This is a genomic window from Dactylosporangium sp. NBC_01737 (genome assembly GCF_035963215.1).
Lineage (GTDB): Bacteria > Actinomycetota > Actinomycetes > Mycobacteriales > Micromonosporaceae > Dactylosporangium.
Genome location: NZ_CP109153.1, coordinates 4,883,217 through 4,902,638, shown reverse-complemented (window position 1 = coordinate 4,902,638; position 19,422 = coordinate 4,883,217). Strand labels below are relative to the sequence as shown.

The window sequence follows — 19,422 nt, the reverse complement described above, 5'->3', positions numbered from 1 at the left end:
TCGAGGTGTCCGGACGGATTACGGACAGCGCTGGAGACGGTGACGCCGAGTAGGGTGCCTGCGTGGCGGAACCCCCGATCGCCGAGCCGGGTGAGGACTCTGACCCGGTCGCGGATTTCAAAACGCTGTTGCAGCAGTTCCGAGTCGACTGCGGCAACCCGCCGTTCCGGACACTGGAGCGGCTTTTCCGCGAGCTCAAACGGCCGGAGGCATACAGCACGATTCAGCAGAAGGTGACCGGCAAGACGGTCCCGGACTGGCCGTTCGTGGAGACGTTCGTCCAGGCGTGCATCCAGAATGCCGGCACCGACCGGGACCCGGACCTACAGCAGTGGCGTGACCGGCATACCCGGATGCTGGCCGCGATCGCCAAGCAGGGGTCATTGCCGGCGGCCGCGGGGGATCCGTACCGGGGGTTGGAGGCGTTCACCGAACAGGACGCGGTCTGGTTTCACGGCCGGCACAGCGCGGTCGAACAGGTACTGGCCGCATTGAACAACCCTCGGGCGGCGGTGTTGCTGTTGGGCCCGTCCGGGGCGGGTAAGTCGTCACTGGTACACGCCGGAGTGTTACCCGCAGTGGGTGCCGGTAGGCTGCCGGGCAGTGACCGGTGGCTTCGGGTGTCCGCCCGGCCGAGGCAAGACCTGCCAGCCGAGCTGGGCCGGGCCGGCCTGCCCGGTGCCGGTGTCTCGCTGCCGGCGGCGGTGGCACAGCAGCTGGCCGGGCAACCGACAGGGCGCCGCCTGCTGCTGGTCATCGATCAGTTCGAAGAGTTGCTCACCCCGCTGACCGATCCTGAGCTCGAGCGGGTACGCCGGCAGATCCTCGGACAGCTGAGCGCCGTGGTCGGCACGACCGGGGTGACGCTCCTGCTGGTCATGCGCGACGACTTCTACCCGCAGCTGGCAGCCCAGGCCCCGGACCTGCTCGGCCGGGTCCCGCAGGTGAACCTGCCCGCCACCCTCGATGTCGAGCAGTTGCGGGACATCATCACCGAACCCGCGACCACGGCCGGGTTGACCTGGGACCCGGGACTGCCAGAGCAGATCGTGACGGATCTGCTGGCCGACAACGACACGGACGCGACCCGGCGTGTGCCGGTCACCGTGTTACCGCTGCTGGAGTTGACGTTGTACCAGGTGTGGGATCGACGCACCGGTACCCGGCTGACCCGTACCGCCTACCAGAGCGTCGGCGGGGTCCGCGGCGCGTTGACAGCCTGGTGCACCGCCGCCATCGACCAGCTCACCCCCGCCGAGAAGTCCTGCGCCGAACGGGTGTTGACCGCGCTGGTGCGCCCGGCGGATGCTGACCGTAACGTGCCCGCCGTCCGGCAGCAGGTTCGGGTCGACACCCTCCGCGAACTGATCGACCCCACCACCGTGCCCGGCGGCGCCGCTCCCGCTGATGCAGCTGGCGGGCTGCTGGTCGACCGGGTCCTGGCCACTCTGACCCGGCATCGCATCGTCACCACCCGAACGCTGCCCCAGGCCGACACCGCCACATCGGATCCAGCCGGCCCGGATGAGGGCAGGGTGCCGGTAGCGGAACTGGTCCACGACGCGGTCATCCGCGACTGGGCGCTCCTCCGCGGATGGGTCGACAACGATCACCGCTTCCAGGACTGGCTACGCCGCACCGACGAACGCCGCCGCCACTGGGCACGGCATCCCACCGCCGACGACCTGCTCCACGGCACCGACCTGGCCGAAGGCCTCGACTGGGCCACCCACCGGCCGCTCCCCCGCGATATCACCGCGTTCCTGACGGCCAGCCAGCACCACCAGCAGGCCCGCACCCGACGTGCTCGACGACTGAACACTGTCCTGGCCGGCCTGCTCGCTGTCGTCGCTGTCGCCGCCGCGGTCGCGGTGTGGCAATGGCGTACCGCGGTCACCGCCCAACAGGTAGCGCTGTCCCGGCAGCTCGCCGCACAGTCGACCGCCCTGCTGTCCAGTGACCCCGACCTGGCCGGGCTGCTCGCCGTGCACGCCTACCGCGTCAGCCCGACCGACGAAGCCGTCGCCAGCCTGTACCCCGCCGCTGCTCAACCTGCAGCACGCCACCTCACCGGCCACACCGACGGGGTGCTCGCGGTGGGGTACAGCCCGGACGGCCGCCACCTCGCCAGCGCCAGCTCGGACGGGACGGTGCGGGTGTGGGACCTGGACACCGGCCAGTACCGCACCCTCACCGGCCACACCGGCCCGGTGTCCGCGGTGGGGTACAGCCCGGACGGTCACCACCTCGCCAGCGCCAGCTTGGACGGGACGGTGCGGGTGTGGGACCTGGACACCGGCCAGTACCGCACCCTCACCGGCCACACCGACGGGGTGTCCGCGGCGGGGTACAGCCCGGACGGCCGCCACCTCGCCAGCGCCAGCAACGACCGGACGGTGCGAGTGTGGGACCTGGACACCGGCCAGTCCCGCACCCTCACCGGCCACACCGACGGGGTGCTCGCGGCGGGGTACAGCCCGGACGGTCACCACCTCGCCAGCGCCAGCTACGACGGGACGGTGCGAGTGTGGGACCTGGACACCGGCCAGTCCCGCACCCTCACCGGCCACACCGACGGGGTGTCCGCGGCGGGGTACAGCCCGGACGGCCGCCACCTCGCCAGCGCCAGCAACGACCGGACGGTGCGAGTGTGGGACCTGGACACCGGCCAGTCCCGCACCCTCACCGGCCACACCGACGGGGTGTCCGCGGCGGGGTACAGCCCGGACGGCCGCCACCTCGCCAGCGCCAGCTCGGACGGGACGGTGCGGGTGTGGGACCTGGACACCGGCCAGTCCCGCACCCTCACCGGCCACACCGACGGGGTGTCCGCGGTGGGGTACAGCCCGGACGGCCGCCACCTCGCCAGCGCCAGCAACGACCGGACGGTGCGAGTGTGGGACCTGGACACCGGCCAGTCCCGCACCCTCACCGGCCACACCGGCGCGGTGCTCGCGGTGGCGTACAGCCCGGACGGCCGCCACCTCGCCAGCGCCAGCAACGACCGGACGGTGCGAGTGTGGGACCTGGGCACCGGCCAGTACCGCACCCTCACCGGCACGGTGTTCGCGGTGGTGTACGGCCCGGACGGGCACCACCTCGCCAGCGCCGGCTCGGACGGGACGGTGCGGGTGTGGGACCTGGACACCGGCCAGTCCCGCACCCTCACCGGCCACACCGGCGGGGTGCTCGCGGTGGGGTACAGCCCGGACGGTCACCACCTCGCCAGCGCCAGCTTGGACGGGACGGTGCGGGTGTGGGACCTGGACACCGGCCAGTACCGCACCCTCACCGGCCACACCGGCCCGGTGTCCGCGGCGGGGTACAGCCCGGACGGTCACCACCTCGCCAGCGCCAGCTCGGACGGGACGGTGCGGGTGTGGGACCTGGACACCGGCCAGTACCGCACCCTCACCGGCCACACCGGCCCGGTGCTCGCGGTGGCGTACAGCCCGGACGGCCGCCACCTCGCCAGCGCCAGCAACGACCGGACGGTGCGAGTGTGGGACCTGGACACCAGCCAATCCCGCACCCTCACCGGCCACACCGGCGCGGTGCTCGCGGTGGCGTACAGCCCGGACGGGCACCACCTTGCCAGCGCCGGCGACGACCAGGCGGTACGGGTGTGGGACCTGGACACCAGCCAATCCCGCACCCTCACCGGCCACACCGACAAGGTGTACGCGGTGGCGTACAGCCCGGACGGCCACCACCTCGCCAGCGCCAGCTCGGACCAGACGGTACGGGTATGGCCGGACACCAGCTCGACACCGGCCGAGGCGATCGACCGCATCTGCGGCAATGTCGACCGTAACCTCACCCCCGACGAACGCGCGATGTACCTGCCATCAACCGACTCCGGTTCGCGGGCATGCCCTCATGCGACCGGCTGAATCCCCGTGTGTTGTGTTGGGGTACACCCTCACCAGCGCCTGGTCCACCGGCATCGCCACCAAGTACCGGCAGACCCTGACCGCGCTCGCCGCCCGGCTCGCCGGCATTCCGGCCGGTGCCGACATCGCCGCGCTGGACACCCCGGCCGCCCCGCCAGCCTCGCTGAGGTGTTTACCGCAGCGTTCGGCACCACCGCCCCGGCCACCTGGCTGCGGCACATGTCCACCCTGCGCTCGGCGTTGTCGCGGCCACTGACATTCCCTGTCGCCGACCACTGACCTTTTCGGGATCTGGCCCACTTTCCGGGGAGTGGCAACGGAGGGTGAGGTTCGAGGTCAGTTCGGCAGGAGGATGCGGTGACGAAGGAGATCTAGATTCGCTCGGCCGAACATCGACCTCTTCAACGCCTTCACTCTGTTGACTGCGCCCTCGCAGGCGCCCGAACTCCACGTCAGGGTGAGACCGTTCTTGACAGCGTCAAGATCTCGGTTCAGTCCTTTGACGAAGGAGTGCAGCGCCGGGAGTTCATCCGCTGCAACCGCGGCCATCCAGTTGGGGAGTTGGTCGCCGCGCAGCTCGCGCATCATGAAGGCGAACTCAGCGACGTGCCGGCGGGTGGCCTCCAGCTCCGGGCAGCGGGCGATCACTGCTTTCAGGCGGACCTGGTCGCCGGCTGTCAGGTTGGCCGGGTTGGTCATGAGCCATTTGGCGACCTTGCGCGGCTTGGGCGTGACCGGTCCCGGTGCCGGCGCACTGGTCAACCCGCGAAGTTGGTGAGCGTAGCGCTGCACCGTTCTCGCACTACCGCGCCATCCCATGCCCTGCAGTTCATGATGCAGCCGGCCGACGTCGGTGCAGCCGTCGTTCCACCGGGTGAGGAGGTACTGCTTGAACCGGTCGAGTGTGCTGGACCGCTCGGCGGTGGCCAGCAGTTCGTCCAAGCTGTCGGCCTGGGCGTAGCACTGGACCGTCCGGAAGCACAAGCCCGTCTGTCTGCTGATCGAGTTGAGTGAGTTCCCGGCGATCATCAGCGCTTGAACAGCGGCGTACCGTTCACGTTTGCGCACGGTCAGCCGACGCTCGTCACCGTCGCCATCTCGTCCCTGATCGGGCATCACCAACGCGGGTGCGGTCTGGGTCTCCTCATCGGTGGGGACGGGTTCGGGCAGGCAGGATCGGTGGGCGATCACGGTCTTCTCCACGGCCTCGCCGAGGTTGGCCCAAAGGTGGAACCGGTCGGCGACCTGTACCGCGCCGGGTGCACCTGACCGGGCGCCCTCGGCATAGTTCCCGCCCCGGTCCCGGCAGATTGTCTCCACTCCGGGATGCGCGCGCAGCCACGCGGCGAAGCTGTCAGCGGTCCGGCCGTCGAAGACGTCGATCGGCCGGTGGGTTTCCATATCCAATAGCAGCGTCGCGTATGTCGCGCCGCGGCGGATGGCGAACTCGTCGACTCCCAGCACCCGCGGGCCCGCGGTCAGTGTTGGCAGCGGTATCGCCCGCAGGACACGCAGCAGCGTGGACCTGCTTGTGGCGATCGCCGTCCTAGCCGCCAGCCGCGCACCCGGGCGACCCGCCAGAGCGGCCGCGATCACCTGCAACGTTTCGTGCAGATGCCTGGTGACGCGCCCGTACCGGAACGTCAACCCGTCCGCCTGCTCGACGAACGTTCGCCGCGTGCAGGCGGCGACGTCACAGATGAACCGGCGGACCTGCAATCGGATCAACACCCGCTGACCGGCCACGGCGGTATCCGCGATCTGCCGTTCGTAGCGGTCATGGACCCGACTGGCCGGGATCCCGCATGCCGGACACCGCCCCGTCGCCTGCCTCACCCGGGCCCGGACACAAACCCGATCACCATCGCGGGCGACCTCATCCACCCGCACCAACGCCAACTGGGGAAACAAACCTCAAGCAGCCTCAGATCGACCATGCCGAGTAACCCACCACACCCTGCGCACCGTTCCGGCCTGGAAGAGGCATCCGGAGTGATGGATGTCGCCGACCCACACGCGCCTGGTCAGCGGCATGAGCGTTGCGCCGCGAGGCGCCTTGTTGTATCCCCGGCGCAGCCGGGAGGAACTCGGAGGGAGGTTCCTGGGTCTGATGGCTTACCTGGATCCGAAAGGTGAAGGGGACCAGAGCATGCCAGGAAAGCGGTGGCCGTGCCCAGGCGTACGGGTGCGGGGTGCCGCGGGACCCGCGGAATATGGTGAAAGCTGAATTGCCTGAAGCCCAATCTCCAGCGGATGCAAGCCGCCATCCACCGGAAAGACGTCTGAACCGGTGCCGTGCCCTGCGTCGGTGTTCCGCTCAGCCGACGCAACCTCCGGAGCGCGGAGCGATGCCCAGTGAGGGTATTCAAGGAGATGAGTGGGCCACCTACGTTCCGCTCGATACGTACAACAGGGACGAACGCGGGATCGCCTACGGGACGCGAGTCCTATGGCGACGGAGGCCTCGTAGTAGTCGGTGCGCCATGAGGTGCACTGGTGTATCGCCCGTGCAGCGGGCAGAGACGGGAGGAGATGTCTCTGGATCTGATGGCTGACCCGGCCCTGAAAGGGTAGTCGGGGACAACAGCATGCCAGGAAACCGGCAGTTCATGCCCAGGCGTATGGGGTGGCGTGCCGGGGGATCCGCGCGACATGGTGAAAGCCATACTGCCTGAAGCCTAGTCTCCAGAAGGTGCAATACGGAACCTACCGGAAAGACGCCTGAAACCGGTACCGGCCCCTGCGGCGAGTTGGCGACTAACTCGCTGCAATCCTCTTGGGGTGCTGGAGCGATGCCCTGTCAGGGCATTCAAGGAGACGGACGGGACGCCTAAATCGCGCTCGACACGTACAGCAGTGATGAACATGGGATCGCCTACGGGACGCGAGTCCTATGGCGACGGAGTGCCCACAGTAGTCGGCGGGGTAACGTCCGCCCAATCTGGAGACCGCTAATGACGGTCCACAGGGCGAAGGGGCACAGGCGATGAACGGGAAGCAACCATGAGGGATGCGTAATGCAGGAAGCCGTAGTGGTACTTGACGTTCTCCGCGAGCGCGGCAGGAAGGGCCTGCCGTTCACGCAACTGTACCGGCAGATGTTCAACAAGGAGTTGTACCTGTTGGCGTACGGGAACATCTACTCCAACCAGGGGGCGATGACACCCGGGGCCAGCGCGGAAACCGCTGATGGCATGTCCGAGGACAAGATCGACCAGATCGTCGAGGCGATGCGGCACGAACGGTACCGGTTCTCCCCGGCCCGCCGCGTCTATATCCCGAAAAAGAATGGGAAGCTACGGCCTCTGGGCATGCCGTCATGGTCCGACAAGCTGGTTGGTGAAGTGGTTCGCCTGCTCCTTGAGGCGATGTACGAGCCACGGTTCTCCGACCGGTCCCACGGGTTCCGGAAAGGGCGAGGGTGTCATACCGCACTGCGGGAGATAAACAACACCTGGAGCGGGATAACGTGGTTCATCGAGGGTGACATCTCCGACTGTTTCGGGAGCTTTGATCATGATATTCTTCTCGGAATACTGGCGGAGAAGATCCAGGACCAACGGTTCCTGCGGCTTATTCGAAACATGCTCAAAGCCGGGTACCTGCAAGACTGGGAATACCACGACACGCTCAGCGGATGCCCGCAGGGCGGCGTGGTTTCACCAATCCTTTCGAACGTTTACCTGGACAAGTTCGACACATTTGTTGAGCAGAAACTGATCCCGCAGTACACGCGGGGAGCGCTTCGGGCCGCCAATCCCGCCTACCGGCAGATAGACGCTCTGCTCAGGAGGGCACGGCGACGCGGGGACCGGGCACAGGCCCGGCACCTGATGAAGCAGATGCGCATGCTCCCCTCCACCGACCCGATGGACCCGGGCTACCGCCGCCTGCGCTATGCGAGGTACGCGGATGATCATCTGCTGGGGTTCACCGGGCCGAGGGCCGAAGCCGAGCAGATCAAGGCCAGGCTGGCGGAGTTCCTCCGGGAGACCCTCGGACTCGAACTCAACGACAGCAAGACCCTGATCAGCCACGCCCGCACCCAGCCGGCGCGGTTCCTCGGCTACGACATCATCGTCCAGCACTCCAGCACGAAGATCACCAGAAACCGGAGATCGGTCAATGGCAGGATCGCGCTGCGGGTGCCGCCGGACGTGGTCAAGGCCCAGTGCGCCCGCTACCGGCAGCACGGCAAACCGTCGCGCCGGACCCGGCTGCAAAACCAGGACGACTACGACATCGTCCGGGTCTACGCAGCCGAATACCGTGGCGTCGTCAACTACTACCTACTCGCCCAGGACGTCTGGCGGCTCGGCACGCTGCGCTGGCACGCCGAGACGTCCATGCTGAAAACCCTGGCTGCCAAGCACAAGTCCACCGTCACGAAGATGGCCGCCCGTTTCCGGGCGAAGGCCACCACCAGCGACGGGCTGCGGACCTGCTTCGAGGCCAGACGGAAACGGCTGGGCAAGCCGGACCTGGTTGCACGATTCGGCGGGATCATCCTGCGGCAAGACCGGCGGGCGGTCATCAACGACCCTGCCCCGGTCCCGGTCCGTGTTCCTCGTAAGGAACTACTCGCTCGGCTCCACCAGCGGGTGTGTGAGCTGTGTGAGACCGGCGCCACGGTGGTTGTCCACCAGATCGCCGCTCTGCGACAGCTCGGGAAACCAGGACCGGACCAGCCCGCGTGGGCCACCGTCATGGCCAGGATGCGACGCAAGACGCTCATCGTCTGCGCACCCTGCCATGGCTGGATCCACGCAAACCCGGTCGCGAACGCGGCGTAATCGCTGGAGAGCCCGGTGCCTGGAAAGCGGGCACGCCGGGTTCGGAGGGAGGCTGCCCGGAAAAGGCCCAGATTCGCTGGGACCTCGTCGGGCAGCCCACCCTACCAGGAGTAGCGACCTGCCAAGGGGTCCGGGAGAGCCGGAATCAGGGCGAAGGGGGCCAGGTGACCGGGCATCGCAAGCCGGGAGGTAGGCGGAATGCCGAGCGCCGAAACGGAACGCGATGCCCTGCGTGGACGCGGTCGTTGATGCGTCTTACGTAATGGTCGCTGGAGAGCCCGTTGCCGGGACTATGCCGAGTCGCGGATTATGCCGAGTTCGGGGGGTCAGGGTGGGTGTTGTTCCTGGCCAGGGTTGCTGCGCATGATCGGCTGCTCGGCATAATCGTGCTGGTTGAGTGAGGCTTCCTCTACTCGGAGCGTCGTGCTTCGGGTGGGAGGAGGCGATCATGCACAAGCCGTCGCGTGTGGAGGTGGCCGGGCCGCTGGCGGCGTTTGCCGTCGGGTTCCGGCGGGAGTTGGCCGGGCGGGGTTACTCGCGAAGTCGGGCGACTGGGCTGCTGCTGTTGATGGCGCGTCTGAGCCGGTGGCTGGCCGAGCGTGGCCGAGAGGCCGGGGAACTGTCCGATGTGGACCTGGAACAGTTCGTGTCCCATCGTCGTGTGGTCAGTCGGGACGATCGTCAGCTGACGGCGCGGGCAATGACTCCGCTGCTGGAGTATCTGCGAGGGCTGGGCGTCGTGCCGCGGCCGGTGCCCGTGGTTGCCTTGACTCCGCGGGAGCAGTTGCTGGACGCGTTCGTTGCCTATCTGGCGGCCGAGCGCGGGTTGGCCGACTCCACTATCGGCAACTACCGCAGCGTCGCTGCCCGGTTCCTGGTTACCGGGAGCGACTGGCTGGACGGGATCGCCGGGCTGTGCGCGGAGCAGGTGAGCGCGTTCGTGCTGGCGGAGGCGGCCCGATGCAGTGCCGGGTCGTTGAACAACGTGACGACCGGGCTACGGGCGCTGCTGCGGTGGCTGCATGTGGAGGGTCACACGCCGATGTCGCTGGTCGGCGCGGTGCCGGCTGCTCCGGGCTGGCGGGATGATGGGCTGCCGCGGGCGGTGGCCGCCGATCAGATCGGTCGGTTGCTGGCAAGCTGTGACCGGCGTACCAACGTCGGCCGCCGGGATCTTGCCATGCTGACCGTGCTGGCGCGGCTGGGTCTGCGGGCCGGTGAGGTTGCCGCGCTGAACGTGGATGACCTGGACTGGCGCGCCGGTGAGATCGAGGTGCGCGGTAAGGGCAACCGGCGGGAGCGGCTGCCGCTGCCGGTCGATGTGGGGCGGGCCATCGCCGAGTACTGCCGGCGGGGCCGGCGCCGTGGCGCGTGCCGCAGCCTGTTCCTGCACGCCCACGCGCCCTATGTCGGGCTGTCACACACCGGGGTCAACCAGGTGGTCGCCCGGGCGTGTGAACGTGCAGGACTTTCGCGCGTCGGCGCCCATCGGCTACGTCATAGCGCCGCCTGCGCTATGCGGGCCGCCGGTGCGCCGCTGCTGGAGATCGGGCAGGCGCTGCGGCATCGGGATGTGTCGGTCACGGCGCACTACGCCCGAGACGACCAGGCGGCGCTGCATGCGGTCGCCCGGCCCTGGCCGGGAGGTGCGGCATGAACACGCTGCACGAGCGGGTCGAGCAGTATCTGTCGATCCGCCGGTCGTTGGGGTTCAAACTGGAAGACCACAGCCGGCTGCTGCCGCAGTTCGTGACCTATCTGGACCAGCGCGGTGCTGCGACGCCGACCGTCGAGGCCGCGTTGGACTGGGCCACCGGGCCGCAGGGGGTGGACCGGTTCCGCTGGAGGCAGCGGCTGTCGGTGGTGCGCGGGTTCGCCCGCTGGCTGCAGGCGATCGACCCTGCCACACAGGTACCGCCCGCCGATCTGCTGGCCTACCGCCGGACACGTCCGGTCCCGTTCCTGTTCTCCGAGGCCGACATCGACGTGCTGCTGGCGGCGGTCGCCGCGGTGCTCAGGCATCCGCTGCGCGTGGCGACCCACCGCACCGTGTTCGGGCTGCTGGCCGTGACCGGGATGCGGGAAGGTGAAGCGATCGGCCTCAACCGCGACGATGTCGACCTCGCGACCGGAGGGCTGAGCATCCGCGACAGCAAGTTCAACAAGTCCAGACGGCTGCCGCTGCATGCCTCCACCGTCGCGGTCCTGCGCGACTACGCCGCGCAGCGAGATCGGCTCTGCCCCAGACCGGCCACGTCCAGCTTCTTCATCTCCGTGCAGGGCCGCAGACTGACCGGACGGCGGCTTCGAGCGGTCTTCACCAGGCTGGTCGACCAAGCCGGGCTCGGCCCCCGCAACGGGTCACGCCGGCCAAGGGTGCACGACCTCAGGCATGCTTTCGCGGTTCGTACCCTGCTGGACTGGTACCGCGACGGCGGCGACGTGCAGGCCCGGCTGCCGCTGCTGTCGGCCTACCTCGGACACGCCCGCCCATCATCGACCTACTGGTACCTGCAGGCCGTCCCTGAACTGCTGACCCCGGCCGCCGAGCGGCTCGAATCTTCCAGCGGTGGGGGTCCGGCATGAGTACGCTGGCACCCACCCTCGAAGCGTTCTTCACCCAGCGGCTGGCAACCGAGCGAGACGCCAGCGCCCACACGATCGGCGCCTACCGCGACACCTGGCGGCTGCTGCTGCTCTTCGCGCAGGACCACACCGCAAAGGCGCCCTCCCAACTGGACCTCGCCGACCTGGACGCCAGGCTGATCACCACGTTCCTCACCTGCCTGGAGACCGAGCGCGGTAACAGTGTGACCACCCGCAACGCCAGACTGACCGCCATCCGGTCGCTGTTTCGCTACGCAGCCCTGCGTCATCCCGAACACGCCGGACTGATCCAGCGAGTGCTCGCCATCCCGTCCAAACGGCACGAACAGGCCATGGTCTGTTTCCTCACCCCGCAGGAGGTCGACGCGCTACTCGCCGCGCCCGACCGCGCCAGCTGGCACGGCCGCCGAGACCATGCGCTGCTCGCCCTGACCGTCCAAACAGGACTGCGGGTGTCCGAGCTGACCAGCCTCACCAGCAACGACCTGCACCTGGGCACCGGCGCCTGCGTCCACTGCGTGGGCAAGGGCAGAAAGCAGCGCGTCACTCCACTGACCCGCCAGACCGTGGCGGTGATGAAGGTCTGGCTCCGCGAACGAGCCGGTGACCCAGCCGATCCGCTCTTCCCCGGCCGGCGCGGTCGACCGCTGACCACCGACGCGGTCGCCTGGCTGCTGGCCAAACACGTCACCACCGCAACCCCACACTGCCCAACCCTCGCCAGCAAGAACGTAACTCCCCACGTCCTGCGTCACACCGCCGCGATGCGGTTGCTCCAAGCCGGCGTGGACACCTCAGTGATCGCGCTCTGGCTGGGCCACGAAAGCGTTCAGACCACACAGATCTACCTACACGCCGACCTCGCGCTCAAAGAACGGGCGCTGGCCCGCACCACACCACCGGGAACCACCCCCGGCCGCTACCGCCCGCCCGACAAACTGCTCGCGTTCCTCGAAGCCCTCTAAATAATGCCGAGCAGCCGATCATGCGCAGCAACCCTGGCCAGGCACAACACCCACCCTGACCCCACGAACTCGGCATAATCCGCGACTCGGCATAGTCCCGGTTATGCCGAACTCGGCATAACCGGGAAACTGGCACGGCGGGTTCGGACCGGGGGCCGCTGGAAAAGGACCTGCACCACAGGAACCTCGCCAGCGGCCTACCGGTGCGATGCCGAGGCGATGGTGTTCACCGATCGGCTGCTCACGAAGGTCGGTCCGGGTGTGGCCGGCTGGTCTGGGTGCGGTGGACGGGGCGATCGCGGGCGGTGGTTTGATCGTGCTCTGCCGCGGTCTTGTGCCGCCAAGCCGGGGCTGGATCGCGGCGGAGGATGGCGACAAAGATTCTGGAGGAGTGGTGATGCGGCGATTCGATGGCAAGGTTGCGATTGTCACGGCGGCGGCACAGGGCATCGGGCAGGCTGTTGTCCGGCGGGTCGCCGCTGAGGGCGGTGCGGTGGTCGTCACGGACCTGCGGGAGGACGCGGCCGTGGCCGCGGCCGCGGAGCTCGGTGCGGAGCACGCGCTCGGGGTCAAGGTCGATGTCACCTCACGCGCCGACGTCGACGCCGCGGTCGCCGCGACAGTCGAGCGGTTCGGCCGGCTCGACCTGCTGGTGAACAACGCGGGCGGCTGCATCGTCACCTCGATGCCCGAGGACACCTCAGCCGAGGACTGGCACCGCCAGCTCGACCTCACCCTGGTCGGCGCCGCACGCTGCATCCAGGCGGCCATCCCGCACCTGGTGAAGACCCGCGGCAACGTCGTCACGATCAGCTCGGTGAACGGCATCGCGGCCTTCGGCAACATCGAGTACGCCGCGGCGAAAGCCGGCCAGATCGCGATGTCGCAGAACTACGCCGCCCGGTACGGTCCGCTCGGCGTGCGCTTCAACGTGGTCGCCCCCGGCACCGTCCGGACGCCGAACTGGGACTCCCAGCCGGACGCGCTCGAGAGGCTCACGGCGATGTACCCACTCGGCCGCGTCGGCGAGCCGGAGGACATCGCGGCAGCGGTCGCGTTCCTCGGCTCCGACGACGCCGCCTGGATCACCGGGCACACCCTGCCCGTAGAGGGCGGCGTGCTGACCGGCCCCAACCCGATCGACCTGAGCCCGCCTGACACGCTCCACAAGGCCTTTTAGCAACCGCGCGTCAATCCGCCGACATCCAAGACCGGCATGAAAACACGCTGTACGCCAGAAGCGGATACTCCGATGCGATCTGCGTGACTGAACCGCGATCTTGACGCTGTCACTAAGGGGGTGTCTCAGTTGGTGATTTTGGTGAGTCGCCGGTGGCAGATGAGGATGGCTGCGAGGTCGGCGAAGGCTTGGAAATGCTCGGCTTTGCGTTCGTAGCGGCGGGCGAGTCTGCGGTTGTTGGTGAACCAGGACAGGCATGACTCGACAATCCACCGGTGCCGGCCCAGCCGCTCGGAGGACTCCACGCCCTTGCGGGCGATGCGGACCCGGATGCCGCGGCGCTGCACCTCGGCCCGGATCGCCTTGTGGTCGTAGGCCTTGTCCGCGTGCAGCTTCTCCGGACGGTGGCGGGGGCGGCCACGCCGCCCACGCACAGGGGTGAACGCGTCCAGCAGCGGGAACAGCAGTTGCGCATCGGGGGTGTTCGCGGCGGAGATCAGCACCTGCAACGGGATCCCGCGCCGGTCGCACAGGACGTGGATCTTCGAGCCCGGTTTGCCGCGGTCGACCGGGTTTGGCCCGGTCAGGTCCCCCTTTTCAAGGCCCGGACACTGATCGAGTCGACGATCGCCCGCGACCAGTCGATCCCACCGGCCACCTGCAGCCGGTGCAGCAACTCGTGGTGGATCTGTTCCCACAGCCCGTACTCGGTCCACTCGGTGAACCTGCGGTGCACCGTCGGCCGGGACACCCCGAAGAACACCGCGGGCAGTTTCCGCCACGAACACCCCGCCTGCACCATGTACACGATCGCCGCCAGGACAGCCCGGTCGTCCGCTCGACGCTTCCCACCGCCCTGAGGTCGTTTCGCAGCAACAGGAATCAACGGTTGCGCCACCGTCCACAGGTCGTCCGGCGCCCAGGTCTGGATCATGTCCTCGACAACATCCGCCATAAACAGAAGATGATGCCTGAGGCCGCAACCTCACCAACTGAGACACCCCCTAACGGTCTCACCCGGACGTGGAGTTCGGGGACCTGCGAGGGCGGAGTGAACAGGGTGAAGGCGTTGAAGAGGTCGATGTTCGGCCGAGCGAATCTAGATCTCCTTCGTCACCGCATCCTCCTGCCGAACTGACCCCGAACCTCACCCTCCGTTGCCACTCCCCGGAAAATGGGCCAGATCCGCTGAATGTGAGGGGTCGGCGACAGGGAATGTCAATGGCCGCGACACGCCGAGCGCAGGGTGGACAAGCGCCGCAGCCGGGGGCCGGGGCAGTGGTGCCGAACGCTGCGGTAAACACCGCGGCGAGGCGGACGGGCGGCCGAGGTGTCCAGAGCGGCGATATAGGCACCGGCCGGAATGCCGGCGAGCCGGGCGAGTCCAGCGGGAGAGAAGGCGCCACCGGATCCACACGCATGTTCGGTCTGGGTGTATGTCATTGTTGTGTTCGGTGTGGTTGGCATTCGATGACGAAAGTACACATTGAGGCTGAGTCACTACGGGCAAGCGCCCGAAGTGGAGTCGTCCAATAGCCGATAGCCAGTGCGTCAGCGATCAATGATTGGGCTTTTGCCGGTTCAACGAAACTGGCTATCCTGCTCAGCGCTTGCGCCTGCGACTCCGGGGCGGTGATGGACCGGGCGATCCGCTCGGCGCGGTCGTCGTCACCGGCTGCCGCCAACGGCCCGACCAGGTCCGCCAACGCCTGCGCCTGCCAGGACGGGTTGGTGATCGACCGCGCGACCTGCTCGGCGCGGTCGTGGTCACCGGCTACCGCCAACGGCCCGACCAGCCCAGCCAACGCTCGCGCCCGCGAGTCCGGGTTGGTGATGGACCGGGCGATCTGCTCAGCGCTATCGGCCACCGTCGCGGCGCGGTCCTGATCACCAGCCGCCAACGCCCCAACCAATCGGGCCAATGCCTGCGCCCGCCAATGCGGGTTGGTGATTGACCAGGCGATTTGCTCAGCGCGGTCATGGTCGCTGGCTGCCGCCAACGCCCGGACCAGGTCAGCCAACGCCCACCCCCCCGAGTCCGGCTCAGTGATGGACCGGGCGATCTGCTCAGCGCTACCGGCCAACTTCGCGGCGCGGTCCTGATCACCAGCCGCCAACGCCCCGACCAGGTAGGCCAACGCCCGCGCCTGCGCCTGCGCCTGGTTCTGCGGGTACGGGTTGCTGATGGATCGGGCAGCTTGCTCGGCGCAATCGGCCACCGTTGCGGCGTGGTCATGGTTGCCGGCCGCCGCCAACGCCCTGACCAGGTCAGCCAACGCCCGCGCCCGCGAGTACGGCGCGGTGATTGACCGGGCGATCTGCTCGGCGCGGTCATGATCACCGGCCGCCGCCAACGCCTCGACCAGGCTGGCTAGTGCCTGTGCCTGCGAGCCCGAGTTGGTGATGGACCGTGCGATCTGTTCGGCGCGGTCGTGGTCACCGGCTGCCGCCAACGCCCCGACCAGGTCAGCCAGCCCTCGTGCCCGCGAGTCCGGGTCGGTGATGGACCGGGCGATTCGCTCGGCGCTACCGGCCAACTTCGCGGCGCGGTCCTGATCACCAGCCGCCAGCGCCCCTGCCAGGCTCGCCAGGGCCTGCGCCTGCCAGTACGGGGCGGTGATGGACTCGGCGGTTTGCTCGGCGCGGTCATGATCACCGACCGCCGCCAACGCCCCAACCAGACTAGCCAGCGCCTGCGCCTGCCAGTACGGGGCGGCAATGGACCGGGCGGTCTGCTCGGCGCGGTCATGATCACCGACCGCCGCCAACGCCCCAACCAGACCGACCAGCGCCTGCGCCCGCCAGTACGGGGCGGCAATGGACCGGGCGGTCTGCTCGGCGCGGTCATGATCACCGACCGCCGACAACGCCCTAACCAGACCGACCAACGCCAGCCAGCATGGGGCGGTGATGGACTCGGCGATCTGTTCGGCGCGCTCGTGGCCACCAGCCGCCGCCATCGCCCCGACCAGGTCAGCCAACGTCCGCCCCCGCGAGTCCGGATCGGTGATGGATCGGGCGATCTGCTCGGCACTGCTGGCCAATGTCGCCGCGTGGAGATGGTTGCCAGCCGCCGCTAACGCCTCAATCAAACCGACCAGCGCCTGCGCCTGCCAGTACGGGTCGAGGATGGACCGGGCGATCTGCTCGGCGTGGTCATGGTCACCGGCCCTCGCCACTGCCCCGACCAGGTCAGCCAGCCCTCGCGCCTGCAAGGACGGGTCGGTGATAGACCGAGCGATCTGCTCGGCATGGTCGTGGTCACCGGCCGCCGCCAACGGCCCAACCAGACTAGCCAGCGCCTCTGCCTGAAGGTACGGGTTAGTGATGGACCGGGCGATCTGCTCGGCGTCGGTGGTCAACGTCGCGGCGTGGTCGTGGTCGCCGGCCGCCGTAAACGGCCCGACCATGCCGGCCAACGCTTGCGCCTGCACGGCAGGGTAGGCAATAGACCGGGCGAGTGCTTCGGCGCGGATGGGCTGTCCGAGGCTGGCCCAAACGGCGGGGAGTTGGGCGGGGATATGGGTATTGCGGTCAGCGAGTTGGTCTCTATACCATGCCAGGCGCAGCGCGGCAAGCAGATCCTGAGATGGCTGCGCGACAATGAGGACATGCGCGGCGGCGATCTCAGCGAGAGCAGCGGCGTCGCCGCCGGTGCTGTTCAACAACCGGTGGTGACGGGTCGCATCACTGGCTAGGTTGACGAGCCGGTCGGCATCTCCGAGGCCGGCGAGCATGCGGGGATAGCCGCGCAGCAGGTACGCCGGAGTGCCGGTCGGCCAGCCGCAGTGCCGGTAGCCGTTTGCCCAGGTGTGCAGCCGCTCCCGGTACACATCCAGCCGGGTGCGGCCGAGGTACCGTTCGGCGGCGTTGTGGAGTTCCTCGTGGCCGAGGAGATACATCTCTGGCCCGGGATCAGGGCTCCAGGTCTCGGCGCGGCGGGTGAACGTGCGCCCGGTGACAGTGTGCAGGACGTCCTCGATGTGGACCAGGTCGGCGCCGGTCAGTTCGTGGAGGTCCGGACCGGACAGTCCACCACGAGCGGCGGTCAGCAACCCCAGAAGATCTTGCTCGATCGTGCTGCCCTTGAGTAGCCGCCTCAGTTCGGCGCCGCCGAGGCGTTGCAAATCGAGGGCGTGGGTCGAGCCGCTCAGGAGACGGATGATCCCGGGGTCACGCAAGGGATGCCAGTCTGGGACGTCGTCGGGGATCGGTGGGTTCGGCCGGCCTGCCACGATGACCCGCATTCCCGCTGGCGGGTCCGCGGGCAGGAGCCCGGCGATGCTGTGCGCGTACGGGCCGAGGATTTCACCCCGGTCCTCGTCCAAACCGTCGACGAGCAGCACCAACCGTTCGCCGGCTGCCGTGCAGGTGGCGGCGGCCTGGGCTAGCAGGTCCAGCAGGCACGCCTCCCGGGCCGCCTCACTCCCGGCCGCCGGCAGTTCCTGGCCGATCAGCTCACACAACTGCTCCAGCAGCACCGTCGTGAACGCGTCCCGAGTGTCCTGCCCGGCGAGCCGGGCGGTGATGAAGAACGACACGACCCGAACCCGCCCCAACAGCCCGGCCGGGGGATGCAACACGAACGTCGACAACAACGCGGACTTCCCCGCCCACGGCCCGGCCCGCCACCACACATACGGACCACGCTGCCCGTCCGTGCAGAATCCGGTCAACTCCGCCAACTCCGCATCCCGCCCGAGCAACTGCGGCGGAGCGATCCGCCGGACCTGCTCCAGATACGCCGACCGAACCAACCGAACCGGCGGCAGCACGCCGCCCAGCGCGTGGTGAATCGAGACGTGTTCGGCCCGGTGAATCGCTGTGCCGCCAGCCTCGGCGTGCGCCACCGACCGAACCCCATCGGTGACTGCGACTGCGATGCGGGTTCGGGCGTCCGCAGATACGGGAAGGCTGGGAATGCCGGACGCGGTCGGCGACTGGACCGGTCCGGCTACCGAGGGTCCGGCGGCTCTCGTCCCTCACGCCCCACGGTTACATCCCCGGCAACCTGCCCAAACGCGATCCCGTTCCCCGTCGCCTGCGTGTAGGCGTCGCCATGGAATACCACCGACACCCCAGCAGCCTGCTCCGCCACCCGCAACTGCGCGACCAGGTCAGTGACCGCCTGCCCGAACGCGTCGTCCCTACGCGCACCAGCCGTGATCGCCAACTCCACCTGCTGGCGGGTCAACTCACTGACCTGCCCCTCATCGGCCGAGGCCTCGTCAGCCAGGTCCTCCAAGACCGGATGACCACCCAACTTGTCCACCACCACCGCATGCAACCGATCCAAACTCGAATCAATCACCGCGTCCGTCTCGGCATCTAGCCGACCAGCAGCACGCCGCGCCTTCCGCACCGCCCACGCAATCACATACCCAGCCACCAACCCAGCCTCAATCACCACCGGACCACCACCTCCAGCAACGGACAGCATCCGAACAACCACATCCTGACGGACCACAGCAACCCACAACACCCACCACGTCCGACACCAACACATTCGCGACAGCCGAGGACCGACTCAACAACAAGATCGGGTGCGCATTCATCGGCAAATCCGCTGCGCCGCGAGGCGTCCTGTTGTATCCCCAGCGCAGCTGGGAGGAACTCGGAGGGAGGTTCCTGGGTCTGATGGCTGACCTGGATCCGAAAGGTGAAGGGGACAAGAGCATGCCAGGAAAGCAGTGGTCGCGCCCAGGCGTCAGGGGCGGTGCGCTGCGGGACCCGCGGAATATGGCGAGAGCTGGATTGCCCGAAGCCCAATCTCCAGACGATGCAAGCCGACATCCACCGGCAAGACGCCCGAAGCCGGTGCCGTGCCCTGCGCTGGTGTTCCGGATTCGCCGGCGCAACCTTCGGGGCACAGGGCGATGCCCAGTGAGGGCATTCAAGGAGATGAGTGGGCCGCCTACGTTCCGCTGTCACGTACACCAGGGACGAACGCGGGATCGCCTACGGGACGCGAGTCCTATGGCGAC

The 19,422-nt window shown here is 68.3% G+C and carries 10 protein-coding genes; 6 read left to right on the top strand and 4 right to left on the bottom strand.

Annotated features, from left to right (window positions below; all coding sequences use genetic code 11):
* The first annotated feature begins 62 nt into the window (after positions 1-62).
* Positions 63-3,893 (top strand): nSTAND1 domain-containing NTPase, encoded by a 3,831-nt coding sequence (locus OHA72_RS22300; protein WP_327009712.1) that lies wholly within the window; start codon positions 63-65, stop codon positions 3,891-3,893.
* Between the two features lie 336 nt (positions 3,894-4,229).
* Here the strand turns inward: OHA72_RS22300 and OHA72_RS22295 are convergent, their stop codons facing one another.
* Positions 4,230-5,729, bottom strand: a complete 1,500-nt coding sequence (locus OHA72_RS22295; protein WP_442788738.1) for an ISL3 family transposase — start codon at positions 5,727-5,729, stop codon at positions 4,230-4,232.
* A gap of 1,181 nt (positions 5,730-6,910) precedes the next feature.
* Between OHA72_RS22295 and OHA72_RS22290 the strand changes: the two genes are divergently transcribed.
* From OHA72_RS22290 to OHA72_RS22270, 5 genes are all read left to right on the top strand, one after another.
* A complete protein-coding gene (locus OHA72_RS22290) occupies positions 6,911-8,686 on the top strand; it encodes a reverse transcriptase/maturase family protein (protein WP_327004557.1) in 1,776 nt (591 codons plus the stop codon).
* Positions 8,687-9,134: 448 nt separating this feature from the next.
* Positions 9,135-10,343, top strand: a complete 1,209-nt coding sequence (locus OHA72_RS22285; protein ID WP_327009710.1) for a tyrosine-type recombinase/integrase — start codon at positions 9,135-9,137, stop codon at positions 10,341-10,343.
* Positions 10,340-11,272 carry a tyrosine-type recombinase/integrase gene (locus OHA72_RS22280; protein WP_327009709.1) on the top strand — a complete coding sequence of 311 codons (933 nt, stop codon included), beginning with the start codon at positions 10,340-10,342 and terminating at the stop codon, positions 11,270-11,272. Before OHA72_RS22285 ends, OHA72_RS22280 begins: the two co-directional genes overlap by 4 nt.
* Positions 11,269-12,258 (top strand): site-specific integrase, encoded by a 990-nt coding sequence (locus OHA72_RS22275; RefSeq protein ID WP_327009708.1) that lies wholly within the window; start codon positions 11,269-11,271, stop codon positions 12,256-12,258. The genes OHA72_RS22280 and OHA72_RS22275 overlap by 4 nt, the downstream gene beginning before the upstream one ends.
* Positions 12,259-12,541: 283 nt before the next feature.
* Positions 12,542-13,438, top strand: a complete 897-nt coding sequence (locus OHA72_RS22270) for an SDR family NAD(P)-dependent oxidoreductase (RefSeq protein ID WP_327009707.1) — start codon at positions 12,542-12,544, stop codon at positions 13,436-13,438.
* Positions 13,439-13,563: 125 nt separating this feature from the next.
* On the opposite strand, the gene OHA72_RS22265 is transcribed toward OHA72_RS22270, so the two are convergent.
* The 3 genes from OHA72_RS22265 to OHA72_RS22255 form a co-directional block, all read right to left on the bottom strand.
* A protein-coding gene (locus tag OHA72_RS22265; RefSeq protein WP_327011640.1) for an IS5 family transposase occupies positions 13,564-14,372 on the bottom strand; the annotation gives its coding sequence in 2 pieces (ribosomal slippage) (positions 13,564-14,034 and positions 14,037-14,372; 807 coding nt in all).
* Between the two features lie 505 nt (positions 14,373-14,877).
* Positions 14,878-18,288: a hypothetical protein gene (locus OHA72_RS22260; RefSeq protein WP_327009706.1), complete on the bottom strand. Its 3,411-nt coding sequence runs from the start codon at positions 18,286-18,288 to the stop codon at positions 14,878-14,880.
* Positions 18,289-18,392: 104 nt separating this feature from the next.
* Complete coding sequence (locus OHA72_RS22255) at positions 18,393-18,848, bottom strand: chromosome partitioning protein (RefSeq protein ID WP_327009705.1); 456 nt, start codon at positions 18,846-18,848, stop codon at positions 18,393-18,395.
* Between the last annotated feature and the right edge of the window lie 574 nt (positions 18,849-19,422).

Excerpts from the sequence above, each read along its gene's own strand:
- OHA72_RS22275 (WP_327009708.1), top strand. The coding sequence starts at position 11,269 with ATGAGTACGCTGGCACCCACCCTCGAAGCGTTCTTCACCCAGCGGCTG.
- OHA72_RS22290 (WP_327004557.1), top strand. The coding sequence starts at position 6,911 with ATGCAGGAAGCCGTAGTGGTACTTGACGTTCTCCGCGAGCGCGGCAGG.
- OHA72_RS22285 (WP_327009710.1), top strand. The coding sequence starts at position 9,135 with ATGCACAAGCCGTCGCGTGTGGAGGTGGCCGGGCCGCTGGCGGCGTTT.
- OHA72_RS22280 (WP_327009709.1), top strand. The coding sequence starts at position 10,340 with ATGAACACGCTGCACGAGCGGGTCGAGCAGTATCTGTCGATCCGCCGG.